Source organism: Natronoarchaeum rubrum (assembly GCF_024494695.1).
This window is the reverse complement of the sequence record NZ_JANHDP010000004.1, coordinates 198,974-221,178: the sequence shown is the minus strand read 5'-3', so window position 1 is coordinate 221,178 and position 22,205 is coordinate 198,974. Positions and strand designations below refer to the sequence as shown.

Genomic DNA, 22,205 nt, shown 5'->3' with positions numbered 1-22,205 from the left:
ACCGGGATCGAACGTCTTCGCGGGCTGGACCATCACAAGAACCAAGTGTCGATCGTGTTATCTGGATTAGGTAATGATGCCGTCGACCACGGTCGGACGCCATCGAGACGCGTGTGAGTCGGCAGTTCGCCCACACGATCACCCGAATCGCTCCGTCGAGGTGGTGCGATGACGTTCTTCCGAAGCGTCGGACGGCTCGTCGAGGACAACTACGAACTGCTCGTCGACGAGGTCGACCGAGACGGCCGGGCGTCTCGTGCGCTCGTTTTGTTCGTGTTCGTCGGCTGTCCGGTGTTCGCCGGCATCCTCCACTGGGTGCTGGACCGGAGCCCGGGAAGGTTCACCCACGAGTTCGTTCTGGCAGTCGCGGTGCTCACCGGATTTGCCCTCCTCTCGGCCGTGGTTCTTTACGGTCTCCCCGTCAGTCGGACGACCCGACTCGACGAGGACGAGTCGATTCGACTCCGCGCCGGGCTCACCTATCTGGTTCTCGCCGGGGTCGGCTACCTCGCCGTGTCGTTCTTCAACTTCACGTTCATGAACAGTAATTCTCTGTATCGCTCGGTCGCGCCCTTTCGAGCGACCGTCGATCTGGGGCTCGTGGCGCTCGTCTCGTACGTGATGCTCGTTCACTACCTCCTGTTCGCGCTGGTCGTCGTGGGGCGCCTGTATCGGGCGACTGTCGACGATGCCAGGCGATCGACGACGAGCGAGGTGGACCGATGAGCGCCTTCCGAACCGTCGGGCGGCTCGTGGAGCACAACTACGAGCTGCTCGTCGACGAGGCTCGCGGCGACGGCGCCGTGGCCCGAGCTCGCGTCTTTCTCGTATTCATCGCACTCCCGGTGTTCGCAGGCGTTTTCTACGGGTTGCTCGCTCCGAATTGGATCTACTTCGCGAAGGACTTCCTGCTGGTCGTCGCGGTGGGAACCGGATTCGCCGTCCTGTCGCTCGTCGCCCTATCCGGTCTCCCGACGGCGGCATCGGAGCGGTCGGACGTCGACGACGTCACCCGACTGCGGGCAGTGCTCGGGTACGTGATCCTCGTCGGGATCTCCTACGTTGCCGTCGGGCTTCTGGACCTCTCGCTTCGGACTACCGTCGGCGGCTCGATACGCTACGTCGGCGATCTGTACTATTCGAGCGCTCTGTACCGGGCGTTCGTCGGGATGGATGTGTTCGCGATCCTCTCGTACGTCGTTCTCGTCCACTATCTGCTGTTCGTGCTGGTTCTCGTCGGCCGGCTGTACGAGCTGAACGTCGGAGACGGTATCGGCGATGGCACGCCCAACGCCAGCGAGAGTTCCGACTGATCGCTACCCGAAGTACTCGGCCAGCCGATCGGCGGCTTCCTCGACGCGCGGCGTCACCAGCGCGAACCGGAGCCACTCGTCGCGCGCCGAGCCGAAGGCGTCGCCCGGCATCCCCGCGACGCCGGCTTCGTCGATCAGCCGCTCGACGTTCTCCAGCGTGCCCGGGAAGTCCTCGAAGCGTGCGAGCACGTAGAAGCCGCCGGCCGGCGTCGTGTACTCCGCGCCGGCGTCGTCGAGCGCGGCGGTGAACGTCTCGACGCGCTCGGCCATCAGCTCGCGATTTGCCTCGTAGTAGGCGGGATCGGTCTCCTGCAGGGCGTGCAGGACGGCCCGCTGTGCTGGTCGGCTTCCGGCGACGTTGACCAGCATGTGGCGGGTCTTGGCGGCGTCGACCAGTTCATCGGGAAAGACGGCGTAGCCCACGCGGAAGCCCGTGATCGCCATCGACTTCGAGAACGCGTTCGTGACGACGCGGTGGTCGGAGTCGACGCCGAGCGCGCTCGCAAAGCGGCCGGAGTAGTCGAAGTGGTCGTACACCTCGTCGCTGAGCAGGAGCGCGTCGTTGGCCTCGGCGATCGCGACGAGTTCGCGCATCGTCGCCTCGTCGTACACCGCGCCGGTGGGGTTGTTCGGCGTGTTCACGAGGATCGCCGCGGTGTCCTCGCTCGCACGCTCGCGGACCGCCGCCGGATCGAGCTGGCCGTCCTCGGCGACCGGGACGTACCGCGCGGTGCCCTCGAGCAGTTCGGTCTTGCCGGGGTAGTACGGATAGACCGGGTCGGTGAGCAGTATCTCGTCGCCGGCGTCTCGGTCCAGCGCCGACGCCATCGCGAGGTAGTTCGCCTCGCCGGTGCCGTTCGTGACGATCACCTGCTCGATGTCGACTCCGCGGCGCTCGGCGATTTCGGCGCGAAGCTTCCTCAGCCCCTCGCTGGGCGGGTACTGGAACGCCTCGGGGTCGGCGTCGGCGTACGTTCGGAGGCCCTCTCGAAGCGCGGCCGGCGGCTCCCAGTCGGGGTTGCCGCTGACCATGCCGACGACGTCTCGATCGGCCCGGGCCGCGTACTGCATGACGCGGAAGAACAGCGGGCGCTCGTAGTCCATACCGGGCAGGTGCGCGGCGGGCACAGTGATTCTTTCGGGACCCGACGGCGCGCCGGCCGGCCACTGCGAGCCGGTCGCCCGGACATTCAAGCGCCCGCGGCGACACCACTCGGTATGGCCTCGAACCAGGACGGAGCGGCGGAAAGCGGCGACGACGCCGCCGACGAATCGGCCGCGCACGCGGATCGACCGGGCGAGGCGGCGACGATCGTCCAGCGGCTCGGCGCGGCGCTGCGGGACGCCGATGCGACCGTGGCGGTCGCCGAGTCCTGCACGGGCGGGCTGATCGGTGCCGAGCTGACCTCGGTGCCGGGCTCCAGCGACTACTTCGACCGCTCGCTGGTCACCTACGCGTACGACGCCAAGCGACAGCTGCTCGGCGTCACCCGCGAGGCGCTCGACGAGCGCGGCGCCGTCAGCGAGCCGGTCGCCCGCCAGATGGCCCGCGGCGTCCGCGACACGGCCGATACGACCTGGGGCGTCGGCGTCACCGGCGTCGCCGGCCCGGGAGGGGGCACCGAGGAGACGCCGGTCGGCACGGTGTACGTCGGCGTCGCGTACGCCGGGCCGTGGGGGTCCGAGTCGTCGTACGCGACCGTCGAGCGCTACGAGTTCGACGGCAACCGCGCCGAGGTCCGGGACGCCGCGGCCCGGCGAGCGCTCGCGGACCTGCTCGGGGAGATCGAGACGGTCGCGGATCGATCGGGGTAGCTCGCGCTCGCAGCACCCGTCCGCAGTATCGAATCCGAATGTATCGCCGGCGTTCAATTCTCATCGAAGGGAAAGTACCATTTACCGCGAGTGCTCATGAGGGGATACTTACCGCTCCTCATGAACAAAGAAGGCCACGTTCTGAACGCCGTGCTGTTGAGCATCGGTCTCGGCTACATCCTCGAACCGGCGGGCGACGAGACGACGTTCCTGAAGATTCTCGAAGTGGGCGCCCCCGTCGTACTCGGCGCGCTGTTTCCGGACGTCGACACCGCCTTCGGCAAGCACCGGAAGACGCTTCACAACCTCCCCGTGCTCGTCGGTTTTATCGCTTTCTGGCTCCACTTCGAAAATCTCGCGTGGGTCTGGCTCGGGATCCTGACTCACTACGTCCTCGACGTGGCGGGAAGCAAGCGCGGCATCGCGCTGTTCTACCCCGTCTGGAAGAAAGAGTTCGGCCTCCCCATCGGCGTCACGGTCAGCAGCGAACGGGCGACGATGGCCACCGCGCTCGTTACCGTCGCCGAACTCGCGCTGATCGCGCTGCTCGTTTATCGAGTGCCGCTGAGCGCGGTCGACGTGGCGCACCAGTCGTTGGGGCTCTGAAACCGCGTTCTCGGCCCAGAGCGCGCTCAGTACACTGCAACGTCGTCGAACCGGCCGTCGTACGCGTCGTTTCTCGGATGCGTCGCCTCCTGTCCGGGCAGTAGGATGCGATCGATCTTCTTCCACGAGTTCTCCCAGCCCAGATGTGCGAACTCGGCGACCGACGCCAGTCCGTACTCGACGCCGCTCCGACAGTGGACCTCCCGGGGCGCGTCCTCGCGGAGCGCGTCGACGAGCGCCTGCTCGTCGTCGATCGATCGATCGAACTCGGTCCAGGCCTCGCCGACTGTCCGGCGAATATGTGCGTAGGAGGACGCGAACGTCGGCTTCTCGACCGATTCGGCGATCCGCTTGGCCCGGCGCGTGTGGTGGGGCCAGTGCTTGAGGTTGTACGCTTCGACGGCGTCGACCGCGTCGACGTGTCGCGCGATGTCGTGTCGAGACATACCGACGGACAGGAACTCCGGATGTGGCACCGCGACCGCGGCGTCCTGCCGCCGGAACTCGTCCATCGCGCCGTCGAGCGTCACGAAGTCGGGGACGGGGTCGTCGAGCCCGATTGCCAGAACGTGCTTGCGCTCGCGCCAGGCTTCGGCGAACACCTCTCTGGCGGGGACGACCAGCAGCTCGTCGTCGCTGTAGCGCTCGGCGCGACGCCGAATCGTCGGCAGTCGCTCGAAGTGGGGCGCGTACACCAGCACGTCGATCCCCCGGGCCTTCGCCCGCTCGACGACGCCGTCGTCGAGCACCTTGACGTGCATGTCGACCCGGGTACCCTCCCTCTCACTCACGCGCTCGGATTCTCGACAGGTCACATTATGGGTTCTGATTCGCGACCGGTCGGCCCGCGGACAGTTGCTCGGTTCGATCGACGCCGGACCGCGGCGGAACAGTTTTACAATCTCCGGCGAAAGCATCGGCAACGATGACCTGGGCCTGCGGTATCGACGACTGTGGGGAGACCTTCGACGCGGTCGAGGACGCGGTCGTCCACCAGACGAACGAGCACACGCGCCGCGAGTGTGCGGTCTGTGGCGTCGTCGTCCCCGACGGCTATCTGGCGATCCGCCACGCGTTCAACGAGCACACCCGCGCCGAGTACGTCCGCGCCTACGGCGCCGACTCCGAGGAGGTCCGCCAGCGCGAGGAGATCAAAGACGAGATCGAAGCCGAAGCCGACCTGCAGGAGGTCGTGGATCGGCTGAACGAAGCCGAACTCTAGGCGACCACCTTTTTCCCGCTCGGGTGGCCTCGCGCAGCGAGGCCACCGCTCGCGGCAAAAACGTGGGCGAAAAACTCTGCTCGCTCACTCCGTTCGCTCGCAGCGAACCGGCGGCTTCGCCGCCGGACGTTTTCGTTACCGCTCCTCGAAAAACGTGGGCGAAAAATCCGCTCGCTTCGCTCGCGGCGCGTTATCGCTCTTCCGAGTCCAGCACGCGGATCTGGTCGCCTCGAACCGTGACCGGAATCGGGACGGTCGCCTCGTAGAGCTCCACCGTGACCTGGTCCTTGCCCTCGTCGATGCGCTGGACCTGGGCCTTCTCGCCCTTGAACGGGCCGGCGATGAGCTCGACGATGTCGCCCTCCGCGATGCCCTCGACGTCCGGCGTCGGCGAGAGGAAGTGCTCGACCTCCGAGATCGAGCTCTCGCCGGGGACGATGTCGCGGGCGTGGGGAATCTCTTCGAGAGTGCGCGAGAGGACGGCGTCGTCCTCGGCCTCGACCATCACGTAGCTGGTCAGCGAGTCCGGCGCCAGGGCGGCGTGGATGTCGTCGGCTTCGCGGTTCATGATCATGTCCGCGACCGTTCGCTCCTGGCTCGCGGTCGTCTTGACGGCGTATATCGGCACGGCTGTTAGACCCCCAGCGGAGCGGCCAGTCCGATGATCGATCCAGCCTCGTAGGGCGGCACGAGGTGGAACATGAAGGTGGCGATCAGGAAGCCGAGCACGCCGATCAGCAGGATGCCGGCGCCGGCGATCTTGGCGACCTGCGAGAACTCGTCCCACGCCGGCGTGCTCGCCATCTTGAGCACCCGCACGTACGACGTGAGGTCAAGTGGAACGTCCATAGTTTCTGTCCGATCCTTACAGATGGGGCTTTTTCTATCTTTCTACAAGCAGCCCGAGCGGTTCGGGCGCTCTGCGGTTCGATCGTGCGATCGAGACTCACTCGCTCTCGTCGGCGGACTCCGACGGGCCGTCGCGCTCGTCGACCAGCCCGTCGTCGGCGTCGCGCTCGATCGCTTCCGACGCTCGTTCGTCGGGATCGCCGTACCCGCCGCCGCCCGGCGTCTCGACCGCGACGGTCGTCCCCGCCGAGACGTCCCGGGTCACCTTCGCCGGCACCGGCTCGCCGTCGATCAGATTTCGCCCGGGGACGCCGTCCTCGCCGCCGGCGACGCCCTTCGGCGCCGTCCGACGCCGTTCGGTCAGCAGCGAGACGGTGGCGTCGTCCAGCACCCGCACCGACCGCACGAGGCCGAGGCCGCCGCGGTGCTCGCCGGCGCCGCCGCTGTCCGAGCGAAGCGCGTAGCGCTCGACGCGCAGCGGGTACTCGGTCTCCAGCGCCTCGATCGGCGTGTTCAGCGTGTTCGTCATGCCGACCTGGACGCCGTCGAGCCCGTCCGAGGCGGACCGGCCGCCCGCGCCGCCGCCGATCGTCTCGTAGTAGGTGAAACCCTCCCGACCGCCCGCGCCGATCGTGAGATTGTTCATCGTCCCCTGACCGCCCGCCGGGACGCGGTCGGGCGCGGCGTCGGACAGCGCGGCGAACACGACGTCGACGACGCGCTGGCTCGTCTCGACGTTGCCCCCGACCACCGCCGCGGGCGGGTCGGGGTTCAGCACCGACCCCTCGGGCGCCGAGATCGAGACCGGCTCGTAGCACCCCTCGTTCGGCGGCACGTCCGGGTCGGTCGCGCAGCGCACCGCGAAGTAGACGGCGCTCCGGGCGACCGCGAGCGGCGCGTTGACGTTGCCCGCGACCTGCTCGTCGGTGCCCGCGAAGTCGACAGTCAGGGCGTCTCCGTCGACGGTGACCGTCACGGCGATCTCGACGGGATCTTCGGTGACGCCGTCGCCCTCCAGCGCGTCGCTCGCGCGGTACTCGCCGTCCGGCAGCGCCGCGATTTCGGCGGCGGTCCGCTCGCGCGAGTAGTCGATCACCGCGTCGAACGCCGCCCGAAGCCGCCGGATGCCGTGTTCGGCCGCGAGTGCTTCGAGTCGCTCGGCGCCCCGCTCGTTCGCCGCTCGTTGGGCCCGCAGGTCCGCCCGGCGCTGCTCGGGGTGCCGGACGTTCGCGAGAAACAGTTCCAGCACGTCGTCGACGGGATCGCCGGCGTCGACCAGCCGCACGGGAGGAATCCGGACACCTTCTTGCGTGATCTCTGTCGCGCCCGCGGGCATGCTCCCCGGCGCCGTCCCGCCAACGTCGGCGTGATGGGCCCGCGAGGCCGCGTAGCCCAGGATTTCGCCGTCCCGATCGATCGCCGAGACCATCGTCACGTCCGGCAGGTGCGTCCCGCCGGCGTAGGGGTCGTTCAGCACGAACGCGTCGCCCGGCGCCGGATCGAGATCGAGTACGGCATCGACCGCTGCGGGCATCGCCCCGAGGTGGACCGGGATGTGCTCGGCCTGGGCGACCAGCCGACCGTCGGCGTCGAACAGCGCCGTCGAGCAGTCCCGGCGTTCCTTGATATTGGGAGAGTACGCGCCCCGCACCAGCACTTCGCCCATCTCGTCGGCGACGCCCTCCAGCTGGTTGCGCAGCACCTCCAGCGCGACCGGGTCGAGGTCGATCCCGTCGCTCGGTTCGTCGGCGTTATCGGGCACGGCTCTCACCTCGGGTGAGCAGCAGCGTTCCGTCCGGCCGGACTCTCGCGTCCCAGTCCGGGGGAACGACGGTCGTGCTCTCGGCCTGCTCGACGATCGCGGGGCCGGCGAACTCGCTCCCGGGGTCGAGCCCCGTCCGATCGTAGATCGGCGTCGAGACGCGGTCGCCCTCCTCGCCGAACGCGACCTCGCGCTCGCCCAGAACGGGATCGCCACCCGACTCGGAGCCGATCGGAAGGTCGGGCCCCGAGACGACGGCCTGTGATCGCAGCGTGACGAGTTCGACTGCCTCGTCCATCCGGTACCCCCGGGTGCGCTCGTGGGCCGCGTGGAACCGCTCGGCGAGTGCGGCGAGGTCGACCGGCGCACCAGCGTCGACTTCCAGCTCGAAGCTCTGGCCGGCGTACCGGAGATCGGCGGAGCGCTCGACGCGAGCGGCGTCGGGATCGCTCGTCGACGCCAGGACGTCCTCGCGGAGCTCCGCGTAGATCGCCTCGATCGCAGCGGGGTCGGCGGCTTCGTCTCCACCCTGCTGTGATAGCGTCGCGCGGTGCGTCCGTGCGGCGTCGTGGACCTCGTCGGCGGCGAGCAGGCCGTACGCCGAGAGGACGCCGCAGGCCCGCGGGACCAGCACGGCGTCGATTCCCAGCCGCTCGGCCAGCGCGGCGGCGTGCATCGGCCCGGCGCCGCCGAAGGCCGTCAGCGCGAACTCCCGGGGGTCGAGGCCGCGCTCGACGGTCGCCGACCGGATCGCCCGGGTCGTCGCGGCGACCGCAACTTCGTGGACGCCTCGCGCTGCGGCGAGCGCGTCCTCCAGGCCCGCTTCGTCGGCGAGATCTGCAAGGACGGCGCGCGCTGCGTCGGCGTCGATCGAGAGCTCGCCGCCCAGGTCGGCGTCGGCGCCGACGTAGCCCAGCACGACCGCGGCGTCGGTGACCGTCGGTTCGGTCCCGCCGCGGCCGTAGCACGCCGGGCCGGGGTCGGCGCCTGAGGACTCGGGACCGACCCGGAGCGCGCCGCCGGCGTCGACCCGCGCGAGGCTGCCGCCGCCCGCGCCGACGGTCGTGACGTCGACCACGGGCAGTCCGATCGGGCGCCCGCCGATTTCGGCGTCGGTCGTTCGCTCGGCGCTCCCGTCGCGAACGAGGCTCACGTCCGTCGAAGTGCCACCCATGTCGAACGTGACGACGCCGTCGCAGTCGGCCATCGGACCGCTTCCGTTCTCCTCATCGACTACACGCCGTGCGATCTCGCCGGCGCCGACGACGCCCGCCGCCGGGCCCGACAGCGCGGTCGTGATCGCCCGTTCGCGCACGAGTTCGGCGTCGGCGATGCCGCCGTTGGACTGCATCACTCTGGGCGCCGGCACGCCCGCGGCGTCGGCGCGCTCGACGAGCCGTGCGAGGTACTCGTCGACGACCGGCCGGACGTAGGCGTCGAGCGCGGTCGTGGCGGTGCGCTCGTACTCCCGGAACTCCGCGAGCACCTCGTGGCTCGCCGAGACGGGTGCGTCGAGTTCCTCGCGGAGAATCTTGGCCGCGCGGCGCTCGTTCTCGGGGTGGGCGTAGGCGTGCAGGAAGGCGACGGCGACGCTCTCGACCTCGCGCTCGCGGAGGGTTGCCGCCAGTTTGCGCACGTCGTCCTCGTCGACCGGCCGCTCTATTCCCTCGGGCGTCGCTCGCTCGTCGATTTCGAAGCGTCGACGCCGCGGCACGACCGGCTCGGGCGGCGCGGCGTCGAGATCGTACAGCGCGGGCCGGTCCTGGCGGCGGATCGCCAGCACGTCGCGGAACCCCTCGGTCGTCACCAGCGCCGTCTCGGCGCCGGTTTCCTCAAGCAGCGCGTTGACCGTCACCGTCGTCGCGTGGCGGAACCGGTCGATTTCGGCTGGCTCGACGCCCGCCGTCCGGCAAGCCTTTCGGATCCCCTCGATAACGCCCTCGCTCTGGTCGTCCGTCGTCGGCACCTTCGCGGTGACGAGCCGACCCTTCTTCCGGGCCGCTTCGGCGTCGCCGTCGGCCGCCGCTCCGGCGCCGCTCTCGGACGCCGCTCCGGCCGCGGCGTCGACCAGCACTACGTCGGTGAACGTCCCGCCGACGTCGACGCCGACCCGCAACGCGCGGTCGTCGTCGGGAGGTCCACCAGCGTTCTCGCTCATGCGTTCCGGGACGGACCGGGGGCTCCTGAAACTGGCGTTGCTCGAAAAATCGCGGCGTCGATCACAGTGGAGCTCCGATCGGCGTCAGGGCGCGTCGTCCGGCACGTCGAAGTCGTGGTAGTGTTCTCCCTTCTCGTCGCTGAGGATCGACAGCGCGGCGGCGCCGCCGTCGCCCGCCGCGATGACGGCCTGCCACTCCTCGGCCCGGACCATCGCGCCGGTCGCGTAGAGGTCGTCGACGCTGGTCTCCATCGAGAGGTTCACGTCGACGGTGTCGTCGTCGCTGAACTCGCAGCCGATCTCCTCGGCCAGCGACCGGTCGGCGCCGGTCGCCAGCACGACGTAATCGGCGTCGTACTCGCCGTCCGCCGTCTCGACGGTGAAGCCGTCGTCGGTCTGCTCGACCGCGGTCGCTTCCTCGTCGGTGCGCACGTCGGCGCCGTGATCCTCCACCTGATCGCGCGTGACCGTCATGAACTCCGACCCGTCGATGCTCTCGATTCCGGGGTAGTTGAACAGGTGTGCCTTGTGCATCCACGTCTCGTCGCCGTCGAAGACGACGGTGTCGAGGCCGTTCTTCGCCGTGAACAGTGCCGCGCTGAGGCCGGCGGGACCGCCGCCGACGACTGCTACGTCTACCATGGATAACGGTTCGTCGACGAGACGGTTAAAAACTGGACTCGCGGCCATCGAATCGGGGTTCCGGTGGCCAAGAGAGGGCGGTCCGCGCGCTCCCCCCGATCAGTCGACGTAGTCGATGTCCTCGACCTGTTCGGCGGCTTCCTGGTCCTGCTGGGTCTCGGTGTTGCTGCCGTAGATCTGGGGCGATTCGACGCCGGTGACGACGATCATCGTTCGCATGGAGCCTTCGAGTTGCTCGTCGATCGAGGTCCCCCAGATGATCCGCGCGTCGGGGTCGATCCGGTCGTAGATCTCCTCGACGACACCTTCGGCTTCCTCGATGGACATGTCCGAACCCCCCGTCACGTTGACGAGTGCGCTGTTGGCGCCCGAGATGTCGACGTCGAGTAGCGGCGAGCGCAGCGCGGTCTTGACCGAGTCCTGAGCCTTGGCGTCCGAGTCGGACTCGCCGAGGCCGATCATCGCGACGCCGCCCCGCTCCATCACGGTGCGGACGTCGGCGAAGTCCAGGTTGACGAGGCCGGGCTTGGTGATCAGCTCGGTGATGCCCTTGACCGAGCGCATCAGCACCTCGTCCGAGACCTTGAACGCCTGACGGACGGGGAGCTTGCCCACCGAGTCCAGCAGGCGGTCGTTCGGGACGACGATGACGGTGTCGGCGACGTCCCGCAGCCGTTCGAGACCCGCTTCGGCGTTGGTGCGCCGGACCTCGCCCTCCGCCGTGAACGGCGTCGTGACGATCGCGATCGTCAGGGCGCCGCTCTCGCGGGCGGCCTTGGCGACGACGGGGGCCGATCCGGTGCCGGTGCCGCCGCCGAGACCGGCGGTGACAAACACCATGTCGGAGCCGTCGACCGAGTCGTAGATCTCCTCCTGGCTCTCGATCGCCGCTTCCTCGCCGACCTGCGGGAGCGACCCGGCGCCCCGGCCGCGGGTCTTCTCCTCGCCCATGAGGATCTTGGTGTCGGCTTCGACGTCGACGAGGTGCTGGACGTCGGTGTTGGCGGCCACGAGCTTGGCGCCGTGGATCCCCTCCTCGGCCATCCGGTTGACGGTGTTCCCGCCGGCCCCGCCACAGCCCACCACCGTGATGTTCGTCTGGAGGTCTTCGAGAACGTCTTTCAGTTCGTCGTCGGTCATCTTGCCGGTGGCGTTGGTGTCGCCCGACCCGCTGGCGTCCTGGACCGGGGTCTCGTCGGCCCCGCCCTCGGCCTCGTCGATGGCGTCGTCTACGATCGAGTCCATTCTTGCCCCACTGTTACAGGATGGAGGTTAATTACCTTTCCCCTCAAGTGTCAGATAGTGGGGAGAGATCCGCCGCGCGGCGTCTCCACTCCGCCGTACCGGTTCCGCGAGCGAACGCGTCCGCAGCCGTCTCGACCCGCTTTCAATCGAACAGTTCGACGAAGGGGTCGGCGGTCTCGCGGGTGCCCGACACCAGCACGGAGCGGCCGTCCCGTTCCGTCGAGACGGAGTCGTGAGGTGCGAACCGGCCGTCGCCGCTCTCGTTCTCCGCGACCCACTCCTCGACGCTGTCGACGTCGGCCGTCTCCTCGTCGGCGAACACGATCGCGTAGGTGTCCTCGATCGGGTCGCCGTCGAGGTTCAGCGCGTAGCCGTAGCCGACCTGTCCCTCGAAGACCGGCGTTGCGAGGTCGGTCTCGCCGATCGGACTGGACGTCTCGGCGAGCACGCGGTCGCCGTCTCCGAGGCGATCCAGCAGCGTCGCGAGATCGTCGTTCGTTTCGGTGTAGCGCGACGTTTCACCGATCCGCGTGTCCGCGAGCGTCCGGAGCCCCTCGACGGGCGATTCGATCTCGACCCAGAGCAACACGAACTCGCTGACGCCGATCGCGACGTTCGAGGACTGGTTCGGGAGCTCGTTGAGATAGATGTCGAACTCGCGGTGTTCGCCCGCGGTCTCGAACCCGAGATTGTCGACGAGCCCCTCGCCGATCGCGTCGGCGGGGTGGTCGCCGTACAGGATCTGTTGGCTGTTGTTGTCGACCGTGACGTATTCCCCGAACGTGTCGATCGGGCTGCCGGCCGCGGAAGGAAGCGGGAACGGGGCGGCGCCCTTTCCGTTGGTCCTGTCGACCAGCCCGGAGTACGCGCCGTCGACGAGCGAGTTTTCGGCCGCCAGCAGCGCCTCGAACGAAAAGTACTCGACCGAGTGATGCTCGCCGCCGGACACCTCGCCCGGCGCGGCGAGCCACGACTCGAGCGAGAACGACGGCGGGTCCGACTGCTCGTCGTCGCCGTCGTCGTCGCTCGCGTCGTCACCGCCCAGACATCCCGAAAGTCCCGCCACGGCACCGGTCGCAGCGAGGGCGCCGACGGCGCCGAGCAGCTCCCGCCGCGGTGTCTCCTCTGACATTCTGATATGCGGATCCAACCGGCAACGTATATAGCTGTTGGCAACAGTCGGTGACGGCGGCGCGATGGCGGCGCCCCCGAAGCGGCGTCTCGACGCCGCGGCGTCCTGCTGAGGCGAAGCCGAGGCAGGGCTGGATGAGCTTTTCTCATCGGCGTCCTCGCGAGACGAAGTCGAGCGAGGGCTCGCGGAGGTGTGCTCCGCGGCGTCCTGCTGAGGCGAAACCGAAGCAGTGCTCGGAGGACGCACCGTGTCCTCCGGCGTCCACGCCGACCGCAGAGCCCGCCGATCCGCATCAGTTTTCCCCGTCGAGCGGCTACGAGCCCCCATGACCGACCCCGCGACTCTCGACGTGACGCTCGTCGACGGCTACGTCGACGAGCCGGCCCACTTCGGGGTCCCGCCGTACATCTCGACGTATCCGCGCTTCACCGCCGGCGCGCTCGTCGACGCCGGGGTCCCGAAAGAGAAGATTACGTACCACACGATCGACGAACTCAGGGACGACCGCTCGAAGTGGCGCGACGTCGCCGAGGCCGACCTGACGTGCTACCTCGGCGGGATGACCGTCCCCGGCAAGTACGTCGGCGGCACGCCCGCCGAGCCCGACGAGGTCCGCGAAATCGCCTGGACGGCCAAGGGGACCTGCCTGATGGGCGGGCCCGTCAAGTTCGGCGTCGGCGACCAGAACGAGGGCGCCACGGAGACCGAGCGCGACGATCTGGACTACGACTTCGTCGCGAAGGGCGATGTCGAGGCCGCCGCCTACGACCTCGTCGAGAGCGGGCTGGAGGGCTTTGGCGACCGGATGCGCGACGTCGAGGAGGTCGACCGCTGGGCCGCGAAGGGCGCGTTCGTCGTCGAGCAACACCCGAACCACCCCGAGTACCTGATCGCCGAGATGGAGACCTCGCGGGGCTGTCCGTACCGCTGCTCGTTCTGTACCGAGCCGCTGTACGGGAATCCCTCGTTCCGCCCGCCAGAGTCCGTCGTCGACGAAGTCGATCGGCTCTCTGACCACGGCGTCAAGCACTACCGACTGGGGCGCCAGGCCGACATCCTCGCGTACGGCGGCGACGGCGAGGCGCCGAATCCAGACGCGCTCCGGACGCTGTACGGCGGCATCCGCGAGGTGGCGCCCGATCTGGAGACGCTCCACCTCGACAACATGAACCCGATCACGATCGTCGAGTGGCCCGAGAAGGCGCGCGAGGGGATTCGGATCATCGCCGAGCACAACACGCCCGGCGACACCGCCGCGTTCGGCCTCGAATCCGCCGATCCCGAGGTGATGAGCGACAACAACCTCAACGTCACCGCCGACGAGTGCCTCGAAGCGGTACGCGTCGTCAACGAAGAAGGTGGGTGGCGCCCCGGCGAGGAGCCCGGAACGGGGCCCTCGTGGGGCGACGACGCCGCGAATCGGCTGCCGAAACTGCTGCCCGGCATCAACCTCGTCCACGGGCTCAAGGGCGAGACGGCCGAGACGTTCGAGCACAACAAGGAGTTCCTCCAGCGCGTGTACGACGAGGGGCTGATGCTCCGCCGCGTGAACATCCGGCAGGTGATGGCGTTCGCCGGCACCGACATGTCCGAGACCGGCGCCGAGATCGCGAAGGACCACAAGAAGCTGTTCAAGCAGTACAAGCGCGAGGTCCGCGAGGAGATCGACAACCCGATGCTCCAGCGCCTCGCGCCGCCCGGCACGCGCCTGCCGGACGTTCACCTGGAGTACCACCAGGACGGCAAGACGTTCGGCCGACAACTGGGCACCTACCCGCTGCTCGTCGGCATCCCGGGCGAACTCGAACTCGGCCAAACCATCGACGTCGCGGTCGTCGACCACGGATTCCGTTCGGTCACGGGCGTTCCCCACCCGCTGGATCTCAACGACGCCTCGATGGACGAGCTCACCGCGATTCCCGGTATCGGCAAACAGCGCGCCGGGGACATCGTAGTGAATCGGCCGTACGAGTCGCCCGAAGAGATCGACGCCGACGTTGATCTGACTGCGTTCGCCAGAGCGAGCCGGCCGGGCGGCGCGGACTGATCGCAACTGCGATCGGTTTCGTTCCGGTCGACCGAGTCGCCGTCCCGGTTCCTCTCTCCACTGAATGTTTGAAGAAATCTAACAACTTAGCGCCGATGTGGGCCGCTTTCGCGTCACGGATCGACCGCATGCGTGCGAACTGTCGACAGTTCTATTACGCGTGACTACAACGGGGCGAATGGAGGTATCTGACCTTGGAGATATCTGATAAACTGCTGTGTCTGTTCAGCGCCGAGGTATCAGTCGACGACGACAACTACGTCGTCGAGATCCCACGTCGCGAGGTCGAGACGGGCGACATCGACCCGGGCGACACCTACCGCGTCGCGCTCATCTCGCGGGACGTCGAGGAGGACTCCGACGACGGGGAAAGCACCGGCGCGCCACCGGAGCCACAGCCACCGGTGGAGATCGGCGAGACGCGCTACGTCGAGATCGAGGACATCGGCAAGCAGGGCGACGGCATCGCCCGCGTGGAGCGGGGCTACGTGATCATCGTTCCCGGCGCCGAGGTGGGCGAGCGCGTCAAGGTCGAGGTCACGGAAGTCAAGTCGAACTTCGCGGTCGGCGAAGTCATCGAGGAATCCTTCTGAGTCGCCGCGTCGGCCGCCCGCCGTCGCCGCGATCGGAACGTCGTCCGCGACGCTCGAATCACTTCTCGATCGGGGCTCCGTCTATCGATTTTGCGCCCTCCGAATCGTGAACGACGACGCGATCCTCGGCGTCGACCGGCGCGTACTCGTCGCGCACGTCGATCGCTTCCTCTAGCTCTCTGATCGCCCGCTCTTTGAGCGTCGCCGCCAGCTCCTCGGCGTCCGCACGCGAGATGTCACGACCCAGCCCCTCGCACTCGTGGGCCCGGACCATCCCCGCCTCGTCGACGGCCTCGCCCATCGGCTGGCTCGTTCCCGCCAGTGCGACGCTGAAGGGGTAGGTCGCGCAGATCAGCGGGCGGTCCTCGTGGACCGAGCAGGCGCCGGTGCCGTCCTCGGACTCCTCGTAAAACGTGCAGTCGCCACACTCGGTCGTCTGGAGCGCCCACTCGAACGTCTCGCCGGTGAGGTGGCCAGCGTCGTCCCTGCTGTCCGCGTCGTCGTCCAGCCCGTACGGCATCGGGCGCGCGACGTCGCGCCAGTCGTACTCGCCGTCGCTCGCCGCCTGTACCTCCCGAACCTCGTCGGGGAACACGGTCGCCGTGTGGGGGTCATCGTCCTCGGCCTTGCAGCAGGCGCCACAGCGCGTGCACTCGAAGCCGATCGACTCGATGGCGTCGGCCAGATCGGCGACGTCGAGGTCGCGAGCGCGGTCGAGTTCGGCGTCGAGCGATTCCATAGCGGGACGAAGCGCCGGCGGGGCAAAAGCGTCGCGCTGGCGATCGCGACCGGCGGTCCGGTCCGATCGGGACCTACGCGTCGCTCGGCCGGGCGCGCTCGCCGTCCCACTCGACCGCGCCCTCGACGGCGAGCTTTTCGAGATGCGCGATCACGGCCCGCCGGGCGAGGTCGCGAACGCCCGAGAGATCCTTGTCGTAGGCCGCTTCGACGACGGCGTCGGGCGTCGCCGCACCGTTCCGGACGGCCGCCAGCACCGTTCGCTCGCGATCGAGGCGATGGGCCAGCAGCCGCGCCAGAACCTCGCGCGGGCGAGCGATCGCCGGGCCGTGACCCGGTAACAGTTCGTCGGGCGCACGGGCGTGAAGACGCCGGAGCGCGGTGAGATAGCCGCGCATGTCGCCGTCCGGCGGGCCGACGAATACGCTCCCCTCGGCGACGGCGAGATCGCCCACCAGCACGGCCCCATCGTGGTCGTCGAGATCACCCGAGTTCCGGCCCTCCGGCGCGGCGTCGGCACCGCTGACAGTCAGCGCGACGTGGTCGGGCGCGTGTCCCGGCGTCGCCGTCACCTCGACGCTGCACGCGCCAGCCGAGAGTACGTCGCCGTCGCGCAGGGTCGCGTCGGGAGAGACGCCGGTCGCGCGTTCGAAGCGCTCCTCGTAGCCCGAGCGAGCGTACACGTCCAGATCGTACTCGCGGGCGTAGCGGGCCAGCGCGCCGACGTGGTCCGGGTGGGCGTGAGTGGTCAGAACGGCGTCGGGAGCCCGTCGGTCGAGTTGCCGTTCGAGTTCCGCCGATTCTCCGGCCGGGTCGACGAGCAGGGCGTCGGACCGGCCGAGCACGTACGCGTTGGTCCTGCCGGTCGGCGCCGGTCCCGACACCGAAATCGGGACGCGGACGATCGGATCCATCGGACGAGGGTACCGCGCGGTCGGTAAAAAAGGTCGGCCGGGGAGCGAATCGAGAGCGGACGGCGGCCCGTCGGCTCAGTTGTGCAGGAAGTAGACCTGCTTCCGGGCGTCGCGGAAGCTGTACCGGGAGCCGACGATGTCGACCTCCTCGAGGCGGTTGAGCGCGTATCGGACCGTGCGGTCGGGGAGCAGCGACTCCTCGGCGAGCTGGCCCTGCGAGAGCGGCGCGTCGGTCTCGAGAACTTTGGCGATCAGCTTGGCGCTGGGCGGCAGTTCCCGCAGGCGCTCGCGGTACTCGCTGTCGGAGAGCGGCTCCTCGACTCGGTCGGTTCGTTCCTCGCCCGTGGTGGTGCTCATACAGAGCGGTGGTCCGTCACCGCTGGTAAAACTTGGCTATATGGGGATCATATGAATTGAGAGAATATATAGTGTATATATACCATACCTATTTTGTGATTCTGTGTACTCGCGAGTCTCTACGACGGATGTCGTGAACCGCAGTCGAGAGACGGCGAACTGCTCGTCACCCGGTCGTTCTCGTCCAATTGGACGGATAACAAATTTTGCCGCCGGAGCCCCGCCGAGTCCTCGGGGACCTGTCAGGCGCCGCAGCGGGTGTGAACTAGCGGGGTCGACGGACTCACTCGGTCCAGCGGCCCCGTCGCCGTCGCCGTACCGGTCCGCGGGGTGACGAGTCGTTTCCAGTATCGTTTTATCCCCGGGGCAGGTAGCAAATCGCAGCGTGAAAGGGCAGGAGTGGTATCAGGCGACCGACGTCGCCCAAGAGTACGACGACAAGCGATTCTCCCGGGGCGGTCGACTCATCGACCGGCGGGAGAAGGAGGCCGTGCTGGACGCGATTGGTCCCGTCGACGGCAAGAACGTCCTCGAGATCGCCTGCGGTACCGGCCGGTTCACCGTGATGCTCGCCGAGCGCGGCGCAAACGTCGTCGGGCTGGACATCTCTGCTGAGATGCTTTCGGAAGCCAGAGCGAAAGCCCGAGCCCGCGGCGTCGGCGACGCAGTCGAGTTCCTGCGCGGCGACGCCGGGCGGCTCCCCTTCGAGGACGACGAGTTCGACGCCGTCGTCGCGATGCGGTTTTTCCACCTCGCGGACACGCCGGCGGCGTATCTCGACGAGATCCGCCGCGTCTCCGGCGACCAGGTGATGTTCGACACGTTCAAGCGCTACAGCGCGCGGAGCGTGTACAACTGGGCGCTCCCGATGGGGTCGCGACTCTACTCCCGATCGGAGGTCGACTCCCTGATCGAGGGCGCCGGACTCGAACTCGTCGAGGACTCTCACGACTTCCTCCTGCCCTACGGCTTCTACCGAAAGATACCCAACGGCGTCGCCAGCGGGCTCCGATCGCTCGACACGATGCTCGGCGGCGGACCGGGCGGCGACGCTCTGGCGTCGGTGTCGTACTGGCACGCCAGCGTCGAGTGACCGACGCGGGCGGTCGGGACGCTTTTATAGTTTGCACCGAATATCGGGGAGTATGGACCTCTCGGTAGTGGTCCCGACGTTGAACGCCCGGGAGCAGCTCTCCGGGTGTCTCGACGCCCTGTCGGAGTACGCCCCCGACGTCGAGGTGATCGTCGTCAACGGGCCCTCCTCGGACGGGACCACCGGGATGGTTCGCGAGCGCGACGACGTCGACGTGCTCGTGGAACTGTCCGACCGGAACGTCAACGTCTCCCGCAACGCCGGGATCGAGGTCGCCGCCGGCGACGCCGTCGCCTTCGTCCACGACGAGCTCGCGATCGAGCCGTCGTGGCGCGACGCCGTCGCGGCGTCGCTCGACGCCGGCGCCGACGTCGTCACGGGGCCAACCCACCGGACCTTGCGCGCGGGCGTGACCACCGAGAGCGAGTCGTCCGACACCGTCGCCGGTCGGGACGTCGCGTTTTTCAGCGGCGACAACGTCGCGTTCAATCGCGCCGCGATCGACGCCTTAGACGGGTTCGACGAGTATCTGGAGACCGACGGCGCTCGCGACGCCTCGCACCGGCTCGCCGCCATGGAGTACGACGTGGTCTGGAACGGCGAGATGAGCGTCCGCGGCGAGTACGGTACCGACGGCGGGCGCCCCGACCGGGATCTCGGCGCACGATACCGGTCGCTTTCCTACCAGCTCGTGAAGAACTACGGGCTGCGACCCGCCGTCGCACGGTCGACGATCGCCGCCGCGGGTCGCGACGCGCTGTCGGCGGCGCGCGAGGTTACCCGCGGGGACGTCACCCCGACGACCTGGCTCGGGACCGGCCGACGGGTGGTGTCGGGCATCTCCGGCGGCGTCAAGGCGGGGCTCCGAGCGCGCAGAGACGACGAGACGCCCCGGCGCAATCCCAACGGCGTCTCGACGCGTCACGACCGGGCCGTCCGGCGGTATGACTGGCGGTGAGCGCCGGAGACGCCGCCGCACGGCGTCCGGCCGTGTCGCTGTCTAGCCGCCGTCGGGCGAGAGCGCGTCGACGACGCGCTCGGCGTTGCCGCTGAACACTCTGCGAAGCTTGTCCTCCGAGACGTCTAGCGTCAGCATCTCCATGACGGCGACGTTCGGGTGGGTCTCGGGGGCGCCGCTGCCAAAGAGCACGCGATCGGGATGTTCCAGCAGCGCCCGTTCGAGGTAGTCGCGGAACCGGACGTAGCTCGTATCGAGATAGCAGTCGTCGTGTTCGTCGAGCATGTCGATGGCGTCGCCCATCAGCTCGCGGTTCAGCGGGTGGCCGCCGAAGTGCGCGACGATCACCGGGAACGAGTAGGAAAGCAGCGAGTCCGCGACCGCCTCGGGCGGGAACCCCTCGCCGCCGTGGACCAGTACCGGCAGCCCGACGGCTTCGAGCTCCGCGAGGACGTCGTCGTCGGGCAGCCCGTCGCGGGCGGGATCGAGCTTGAACCCGTGGAACCGGTCGTCGTAGGCGTACTTCTCGATGTCCTCTGGCGCCGTGTGGTGATCCTTCCGCGAGGCCGCGAGGTTCCGGAGCTGCGAGGTCGCGCTCTCGCCGGGATCGCGGGGGCCGTTGATCCGCGCGAACGCGATAAAGGGCCGCTCGACGCTCATCCGGGCGACGGCGTTGTTCGCCCGCAAGTAGTCGGTCCCGGCCTGGTGACCGGGGAACACGACCGACCGGACCACTCCGGCCTGGTGCATCTCCCGTTCGAGCGTGTCGGGCGTGATCGACCGACCGGTCGTCGCTCCCTCCTCGGCGTCCAGCCGGGCGTGTACGTCGACCACCCGGAACCGGTGCTCCAGTTCCAGCATCGCCGTACCCTTTCGGATCGGGGTATTTTGAGCTACCGGTTCGTACGGTCGCGACGGTGACGCCGTGGCGTCACGACGCCGGGGCGAAAGCGGCGTCACCACGCTGTAGGAAGCAGCATGCGAGTCGCGACAGGCGGTCGCGGCGTCACGCCCGACTCGGCGCCGTGGGTGGGTCGAGAGTCCACGACGGCGCGGGGGTTTGGTACTCTTTCACCAGCAAAGTTTATATCGAACCGCTAAGTATACATTACCGAACACATGGCAGACAACGCTTCTCAGCGGCGCATGGGTGGACAGCCGCTCTTCATCCTGAGCGAGGACAGTCAGCGAACGTCGGGCAAAGACGCCCAGCAGTCGAACATCTCCGCCGGGAAGGCCGTCAGCGAGGCCGTACGCACGACACTCGGGCCCCGCGGGATGGACAAGATGCTCGTCTCCGACTCCGGCGACGTCGTGATCACCAACGACGGCGCGACGATCCTCCAGGAGATGGACATCGAGCACCCCGCCGCGGACATGATCGTCGAGGTCGCCGAGACTCAGGAGAACGAGGTCGGCGACGGCACGACGACCGCGGCGATCCTCGCGGGCCAGCTGCTCGCCCAGGCCGAGGACCTGTTCGACGACGACGTCCACGCGACGACGATCGTCGAGGGGTACCACGAAGCCGCCGAGATCGCCCACGAGGCCGTCGACGAGCTCTCGCTCGACGGCGACGTCGACGAGGAACTGCTGCTCGCGGTCGCCGAGTCCAGCATGACCGGCAAGGGAACCGGCGGCGTCACCGCCGAGTCGCTCGCCCGGACGGTCGTCGACGCCGTCGAGCAGGTGCGCGGCGACGCGGGCGTGAACCGCGACAACATCTCGATCCAGACGCAGGTCGGCGCCAGCTCCGGCGCGACCGAACTCGTCGAGGGAATCCTCGTCGACGAGGAACCCGTCACCGAGCAGATGCCCGGCGACGTCGAAGACGCCTCGATCGCCCTGCTCGACGTCGAGCTGGGCGTCCGCACCGGCGACGTCGACGCCGAGTACAGCGTCGACAGCGTCGACCAGCTCACCGCCGCGATGGACGCCGAAGAGGAGGAAGTGAAGGGGGTCGCTCAGACCGTCGCCGACTCGGGCGCCGAGGTCGTGTTCGCCACAGAGGACGTCGACGATCGCGTCGCCTCGTTCCTCGCCGACGAGGGCGTGCTCGTCTTCGAGAGCCTCTCCGACAGCGACGTCCGCGGCATCGCCAGCGCCACGGGCGCCCGCCGCGTCGGCGCGCTCGACGACCTCGAAGAGGAAGACTTCGGCAGCGCCGAGCGCGTCCGCACCGAGACGTACGGCGACGACGAGCTCGTGTTCGTCGAGGGCGGCGCCGTCGCCGAGTCGGTCACCCTCTTTGTCCGCGGCGGCACCGAACACGTCGTCGACGAGCTCGAACGCGCCGTCCGCGACGCGCTCGACGTCGTCACCGCGGCGCTCGATTCCGGCGGCGTGGTCCCCGGCGCCGGCGCCGCGGAGATCGCGATCGCCGACCGCGTCCGCGCCGAGTCCGCGGGCGTCTCCGGCCGCAAGCAGCTCGCCGTCGAGGCGTTCGCCGACGCGCTCGACGCCGTCCCGCGCACGCTCGCCGCGAACGCCGGGCTCGACCCCATCGACGCGCTGGTCGACCTGCGCTCCGAGCACGAAGCAGAGGGCCGCGCCGGCCTGATCGTCGACGGCCAGACCCGCGAGGTCGGCGACCCCGTCGAGTACGGCACGGTCGACCCCGCCGCCGTCAAGCACGAGGCTGTCGAGTCGGCCACCGAGGCCGCGACGCTGATCGCCCGGATCGACGACGTGATCGCGGCAGAATAGCCCGTCGAGCAGGCGGTAGTCTCGTATTTTTCACCGAGTATTTGCAGAACAAATA

General features: G+C 68.7%; 23 protein-coding genes. 10 read left to right on the top strand and 13 right to left on the bottom strand.

From position 1 onward, the window contains the following. Positions 1-168 precede the first annotated feature (168 nt). Positions 169-726, top strand: coding sequence for a hypothetical protein (locus tag NO931_RS11805; RefSeq protein WP_256392533.1), 558 nt, complete (start codon positions 169-171; stop codon positions 724-726). Continuing rightward, a complete protein-coding gene (locus tag NO931_RS11800) occupies positions 723-1,313 on the top strand; it encodes a hypothetical protein (protein WP_256392532.1) in 591 nt (196 codons plus the stop codon). The genes NO931_RS11805 and NO931_RS11800 overlap by 4 nt, the downstream gene beginning before the upstream one ends. A gap of 3 nt (positions 1,314-1,316) precedes the next feature. Here NO931_RS11800 and NO931_RS11795 read toward each other — a convergent pair whose 3' ends face one another. Continuing rightward, positions 1,317-2,417 carry a pyridoxal phosphate-dependent aminotransferase gene (locus NO931_RS11795; RefSeq protein WP_256392531.1) on the bottom strand — a complete coding sequence of 367 codons (1,101 nt, stop codon included), beginning with the start codon at positions 2,415-2,417 and terminating at the stop codon, positions 1,317-1,319. Positions 2,418-2,531: 114 nt separating this feature from the next. On the opposite strand from NO931_RS11795, the gene NO931_RS11790 reads away from it, so the two are divergent. Together NO931_RS11790 and NO931_RS11785 are read left to right on the top strand one after the other, a co-directional pair. Further along, positions 2,532-3,128 carry a CinA family protein gene (locus NO931_RS11790; protein WP_256392530.1) on the top strand — a complete coding sequence of 199 codons (597 nt, stop codon included), beginning with the start codon at positions 2,532-2,534 and terminating at the stop codon, positions 3,126-3,128. A 120-nt stretch (positions 3,129-3,248) separates the two neighbouring features. After that, entirely contained in the window at positions 3,249-3,734 is a 486-nt protein-coding gene (locus tag NO931_RS11785; RefSeq protein ID WP_256392529.1) for a metal-dependent hydrolase, read from the top strand. Between the two features lie 26 nt (positions 3,735-3,760). Here NO931_RS11785 and NO931_RS11780 read toward each other — a convergent pair whose 3' ends face one another. After that, positions 3,761-4,525 carry a PHP-associated domain-containing protein gene (locus NO931_RS11780; RefSeq protein WP_375142051.1) on the bottom strand — a complete coding sequence of 255 codons (765 nt, stop codon included), beginning with the start codon at positions 4,523-4,525 and terminating at the stop codon, positions 3,761-3,763. 134 nt (positions 4,526-4,659) lie between these two features. On the opposite strand from NO931_RS11780, the gene NO931_RS11775 reads away from it, so the two are divergent. Next, positions 4,660-4,956 (top strand): DUF7565 family protein, encoded by a 297-nt coding sequence (locus tag NO931_RS11775; RefSeq protein WP_256392528.1) that lies wholly within the window; start codon positions 4,660-4,662, stop codon positions 4,954-4,956. Between the two features lie 190 nt (positions 4,957-5,146). On the opposite strand, the gene NO931_RS11770 is transcribed toward NO931_RS11775, so the two are convergent. The 7 genes from NO931_RS11770 to NO931_RS11740 all read right to left on the bottom strand — a co-directional run bounded on the left by NO931_RS11770 (position 5,147) and on the right by NO931_RS11740 (position 12,744). Next, complete coding sequence (locus tag NO931_RS11770) at positions 5,147-5,584, bottom strand: transcription elongation factor Spt5 (RefSeq protein ID WP_256392527.1); 438 nt, start codon at positions 5,582-5,584, stop codon at positions 5,147-5,149. Positions 5,585-5,589: 5 nt separating this feature from the next. Then, entirely contained in the window at positions 5,590-5,805 is a 216-nt protein-coding gene (locus NO931_RS11765) for a protein translocase SEC61 complex subunit gamma (RefSeq protein ID WP_256392526.1), read from the bottom strand. A 97-nt stretch (positions 5,806-5,902) separates the two neighbouring features. Next, a complete protein-coding gene (locus NO931_RS11760) occupies positions 5,903-7,567 on the bottom strand; it encodes a hydantoinase B/oxoprolinase family protein (protein WP_256392525.1) in 1,665 nt (554 codons plus the stop codon). Continuing rightward, entirely contained in the window at positions 7,557-9,725 is a 2,169-nt protein-coding gene (locus NO931_RS11755; protein WP_256392524.1) for a hydantoinase/oxoprolinase family protein, read from the bottom strand. The genes NO931_RS11760 and NO931_RS11755 overlap by 11 nt, the downstream gene beginning before the upstream one ends. Before the next feature lie 84 nt (positions 9,726-9,809). Then, complete coding sequence (locus NO931_RS11750; protein WP_256392523.1) at positions 9,810-10,367, bottom strand: NAD(P)/FAD-dependent oxidoreductase; 558 nt, start codon at positions 10,365-10,367, stop codon at positions 9,810-9,812. A gap of 99 nt (positions 10,368-10,466) precedes the next feature. Then, the gene (ftsZ, locus tag NO931_RS11745; protein WP_256392522.1) at positions 10,467-11,612 is read right to left on the bottom strand and encodes a cell division protein FtsZ; all 1,146 of its coding nucleotides are present in this window, start codon (positions 11,610-11,612) and stop codon (positions 10,467-10,469) included. Positions 11,613-11,754: 142 nt separating this feature from the next. Further along, positions 11,755-12,744: a hypothetical protein gene (locus tag NO931_RS11740; RefSeq protein ID WP_256392521.1), complete on the bottom strand. Its 990-nt coding sequence runs from the start codon at positions 12,742-12,744 to the stop codon at positions 11,755-11,757. A gap of 325 nt (positions 12,745-13,069) precedes the next feature. Between NO931_RS11740 and NO931_RS11735 the strand changes: the two genes are divergently transcribed. Together NO931_RS11735 and NO931_RS11730 are read left to right on the top strand one after the other, a co-directional pair. After that, a complete protein-coding gene (locus NO931_RS11735; RefSeq protein WP_256392520.1) occupies positions 13,070-14,791 on the top strand; it encodes a radical SAM protein in 1,722 nt (573 codons plus the stop codon). Between the two features lie 194 nt (positions 14,792-14,985). Then, complete coding sequence (locus NO931_RS11730; protein ID WP_256392519.1) at positions 14,986-15,384, top strand: TRAM domain-containing protein; 399 nt, start codon at positions 14,986-14,988, stop codon at positions 15,382-15,384. 58 nt (positions 15,385-15,442) lie between these two features. Here NO931_RS11730 and NO931_RS11725 read toward each other — a convergent pair whose 3' ends face one another. The 3 genes from NO931_RS11725 to NO931_RS11715 all read right to left on the bottom strand — a co-directional run bounded on the left by NO931_RS11725 (position 15,443) and on the right by NO931_RS11715 (position 17,393). Further along, entirely contained in the window at positions 15,443-16,123 is a 681-nt protein-coding gene (locus NO931_RS11725; RefSeq protein WP_256392518.1) for a YkgJ family cysteine cluster protein, read from the bottom strand. 73 nt (positions 16,124-16,196) lie between these two features. Next, the gene (locus NO931_RS11720) at positions 16,197-17,036 is read right to left on the bottom strand and encodes an MBL fold metallo-hydrolase (protein WP_256392517.1); all 840 of its coding nucleotides are present in this window, start codon (positions 17,034-17,036) and stop codon (positions 16,197-16,199) included. A gap of 75 nt (positions 17,037-17,111) precedes the next feature. Then, positions 17,112-17,393, bottom strand: coding sequence for a winged helix-turn-helix domain-containing protein (locus NO931_RS11715; protein ID WP_256392516.1), 282 nt, complete (start codon positions 17,391-17,393; stop codon positions 17,112-17,114). Positions 17,394-17,778: 385 nt separating this feature from the next. Here NO931_RS11715 and NO931_RS11710 point away from each other — a divergent pair, with 385 nt between their 5' ends. Together NO931_RS11710 and NO931_RS11705 are read left to right on the top strand one after the other, a co-directional pair. Continuing rightward, a complete protein-coding gene (locus tag NO931_RS11710) occupies positions 17,779-18,486 on the top strand; it encodes a class I SAM-dependent methyltransferase (protein WP_256392515.1) in 708 nt (235 codons plus the stop codon). Between the two features lie 52 nt (positions 18,487-18,538). Next, entirely contained in the window at positions 18,539-19,444 is a 906-nt protein-coding gene (locus NO931_RS11705; protein ID WP_256392514.1) for a glycosyltransferase family 2 protein, read from the top strand. 42 nt (positions 19,445-19,486) lie between these two features. Here NO931_RS11705 and NO931_RS11700 read toward each other — a convergent pair whose 3' ends face one another. Continuing rightward, positions 19,487-20,305, bottom strand: a complete 819-nt coding sequence (locus NO931_RS11700) for an amidohydrolase family protein (protein ID WP_256392513.1) — start codon at positions 20,303-20,305, stop codon at positions 19,487-19,489. Between the two features lie 285 nt (positions 20,306-20,590). On the opposite strand from NO931_RS11700, the gene thsA reads away from it, so the two are divergent. Then, a complete protein-coding gene (thsA, locus tag NO931_RS11695; protein ID WP_256392883.1) occupies positions 20,591-22,150 on the top strand; it encodes a thermosome subunit alpha in 1,560 nt (519 codons plus the stop codon). Positions 22,151-22,205 lie beyond the last annotated feature (55 nt).

Excerpts from the sequence above, each read along its gene's own strand:
- NO931_RS11715 (WP_256392516.1), bottom strand. The coding sequence starts at position 17,393 with ATGAGCACCACCACGGGCGAGGAACGAACCGACCGAGTCGAGGAGCCG.
- NO931_RS11795 (WP_256392531.1), bottom strand. The coding sequence starts at position 2,417 with ATGGACTACGAGCGCCCGCTGTTCTTCCGCGTCATGCAGTACGCGGCC.
- NO931_RS11700 (WP_256392513.1), bottom strand. The coding sequence starts at position 20,305 with ATGCTGGAACTGGAGCACCGGTTCCGGGTGGTCGACGTACACGCCCGG.
- NO931_RS11785 (WP_256392529.1), top strand. The coding sequence starts at position 3,249 with ATGAACAAAGAAGGCCACGTTCTGAACGCCGTGCTGTTGAGCATCGGT.
- NO931_RS11800 (WP_256392532.1), top strand. The coding sequence starts at position 723 with ATGAGCGCCTTCCGAACCGTCGGGCGGCTCGTGGAGCACAACTACGAG.
- NO931_RS11790 (WP_256392530.1), top strand. The coding sequence starts at position 2,532 with ATGGCCTCGAACCAGGACGGAGCGGCGGAAAGCGGCGACGACGCCGCC.
- NO931_RS11750 (WP_256392523.1), bottom strand. The coding sequence starts at position 10,367 with ATGGTAGACGTAGCAGTCGTCGGCGGCGGTCCCGCCGGCCTCAGCGCG.
- NO931_RS11725 (WP_256392518.1), bottom strand. The coding sequence starts at position 16,123 with ATGGAATCGCTCGACGCCGAACTCGACCGCGCTCGCGACCTCGACGTC.
- NO931_RS11765 (WP_256392526.1), bottom strand. The coding sequence starts at position 5,805 with ATGGACGTTCCACTTGACCTCACGTCGTACGTGCGGGTGCTCAAGATG.
- NO931_RS11805 (WP_256392533.1), top strand. The coding sequence starts at position 169 with ATGACGTTCTTCCGAAGCGTCGGACGGCTCGTCGAGGACAACTACGAA.
- NO931_RS11775 (WP_256392528.1), top strand. The coding sequence starts at position 4,660 with ATGACCTGGGCCTGCGGTATCGACGACTGTGGGGAGACCTTCGACGCG.
- NO931_RS11735 (WP_256392520.1), top strand. The coding sequence starts at position 13,070 with ATGACCGACCCCGCGACTCTCGACGTGACGCTCGTCGACGGCTACGTC.
- NO931_RS11740 (WP_256392521.1), bottom strand. The coding sequence starts at position 12,744 with ATGTCAGAGGAGACACCGCGGCGGGAGCTGCTCGGCGCCGTCGGCGCC.
- thsA (WP_256392883.1), top strand. The coding sequence starts at position 20,591 with ATGGGTGGACAGCCGCTCTTCATCCTGAGCGAGGACAGTCAGCGAACG.
- NO931_RS11755 (WP_256392524.1), bottom strand. The coding sequence starts at position 9,725 with ATGAGCGAGAACGCTGGTGGACCTCCCGACGACGACCGCGCGTTGCGG.
- NO931_RS11720 (WP_256392517.1), bottom strand. The coding sequence starts at position 17,036 with ATGGATCCGATCGTCCGCGTCCCGATTTCGGTGTCGGGACCGGCGCCG.
- NO931_RS11705 (WP_256392514.1), top strand. The coding sequence starts at position 18,539 with ATGGACCTCTCGGTAGTGGTCCCGACGTTGAACGCCCGGGAGCAGCTC.
- ftsZ (WP_256392522.1), bottom strand. The coding sequence starts at position 11,612 with ATGGACTCGATCGTAGACGACGCCATCGACGAGGCCGAGGGCGGGGCC.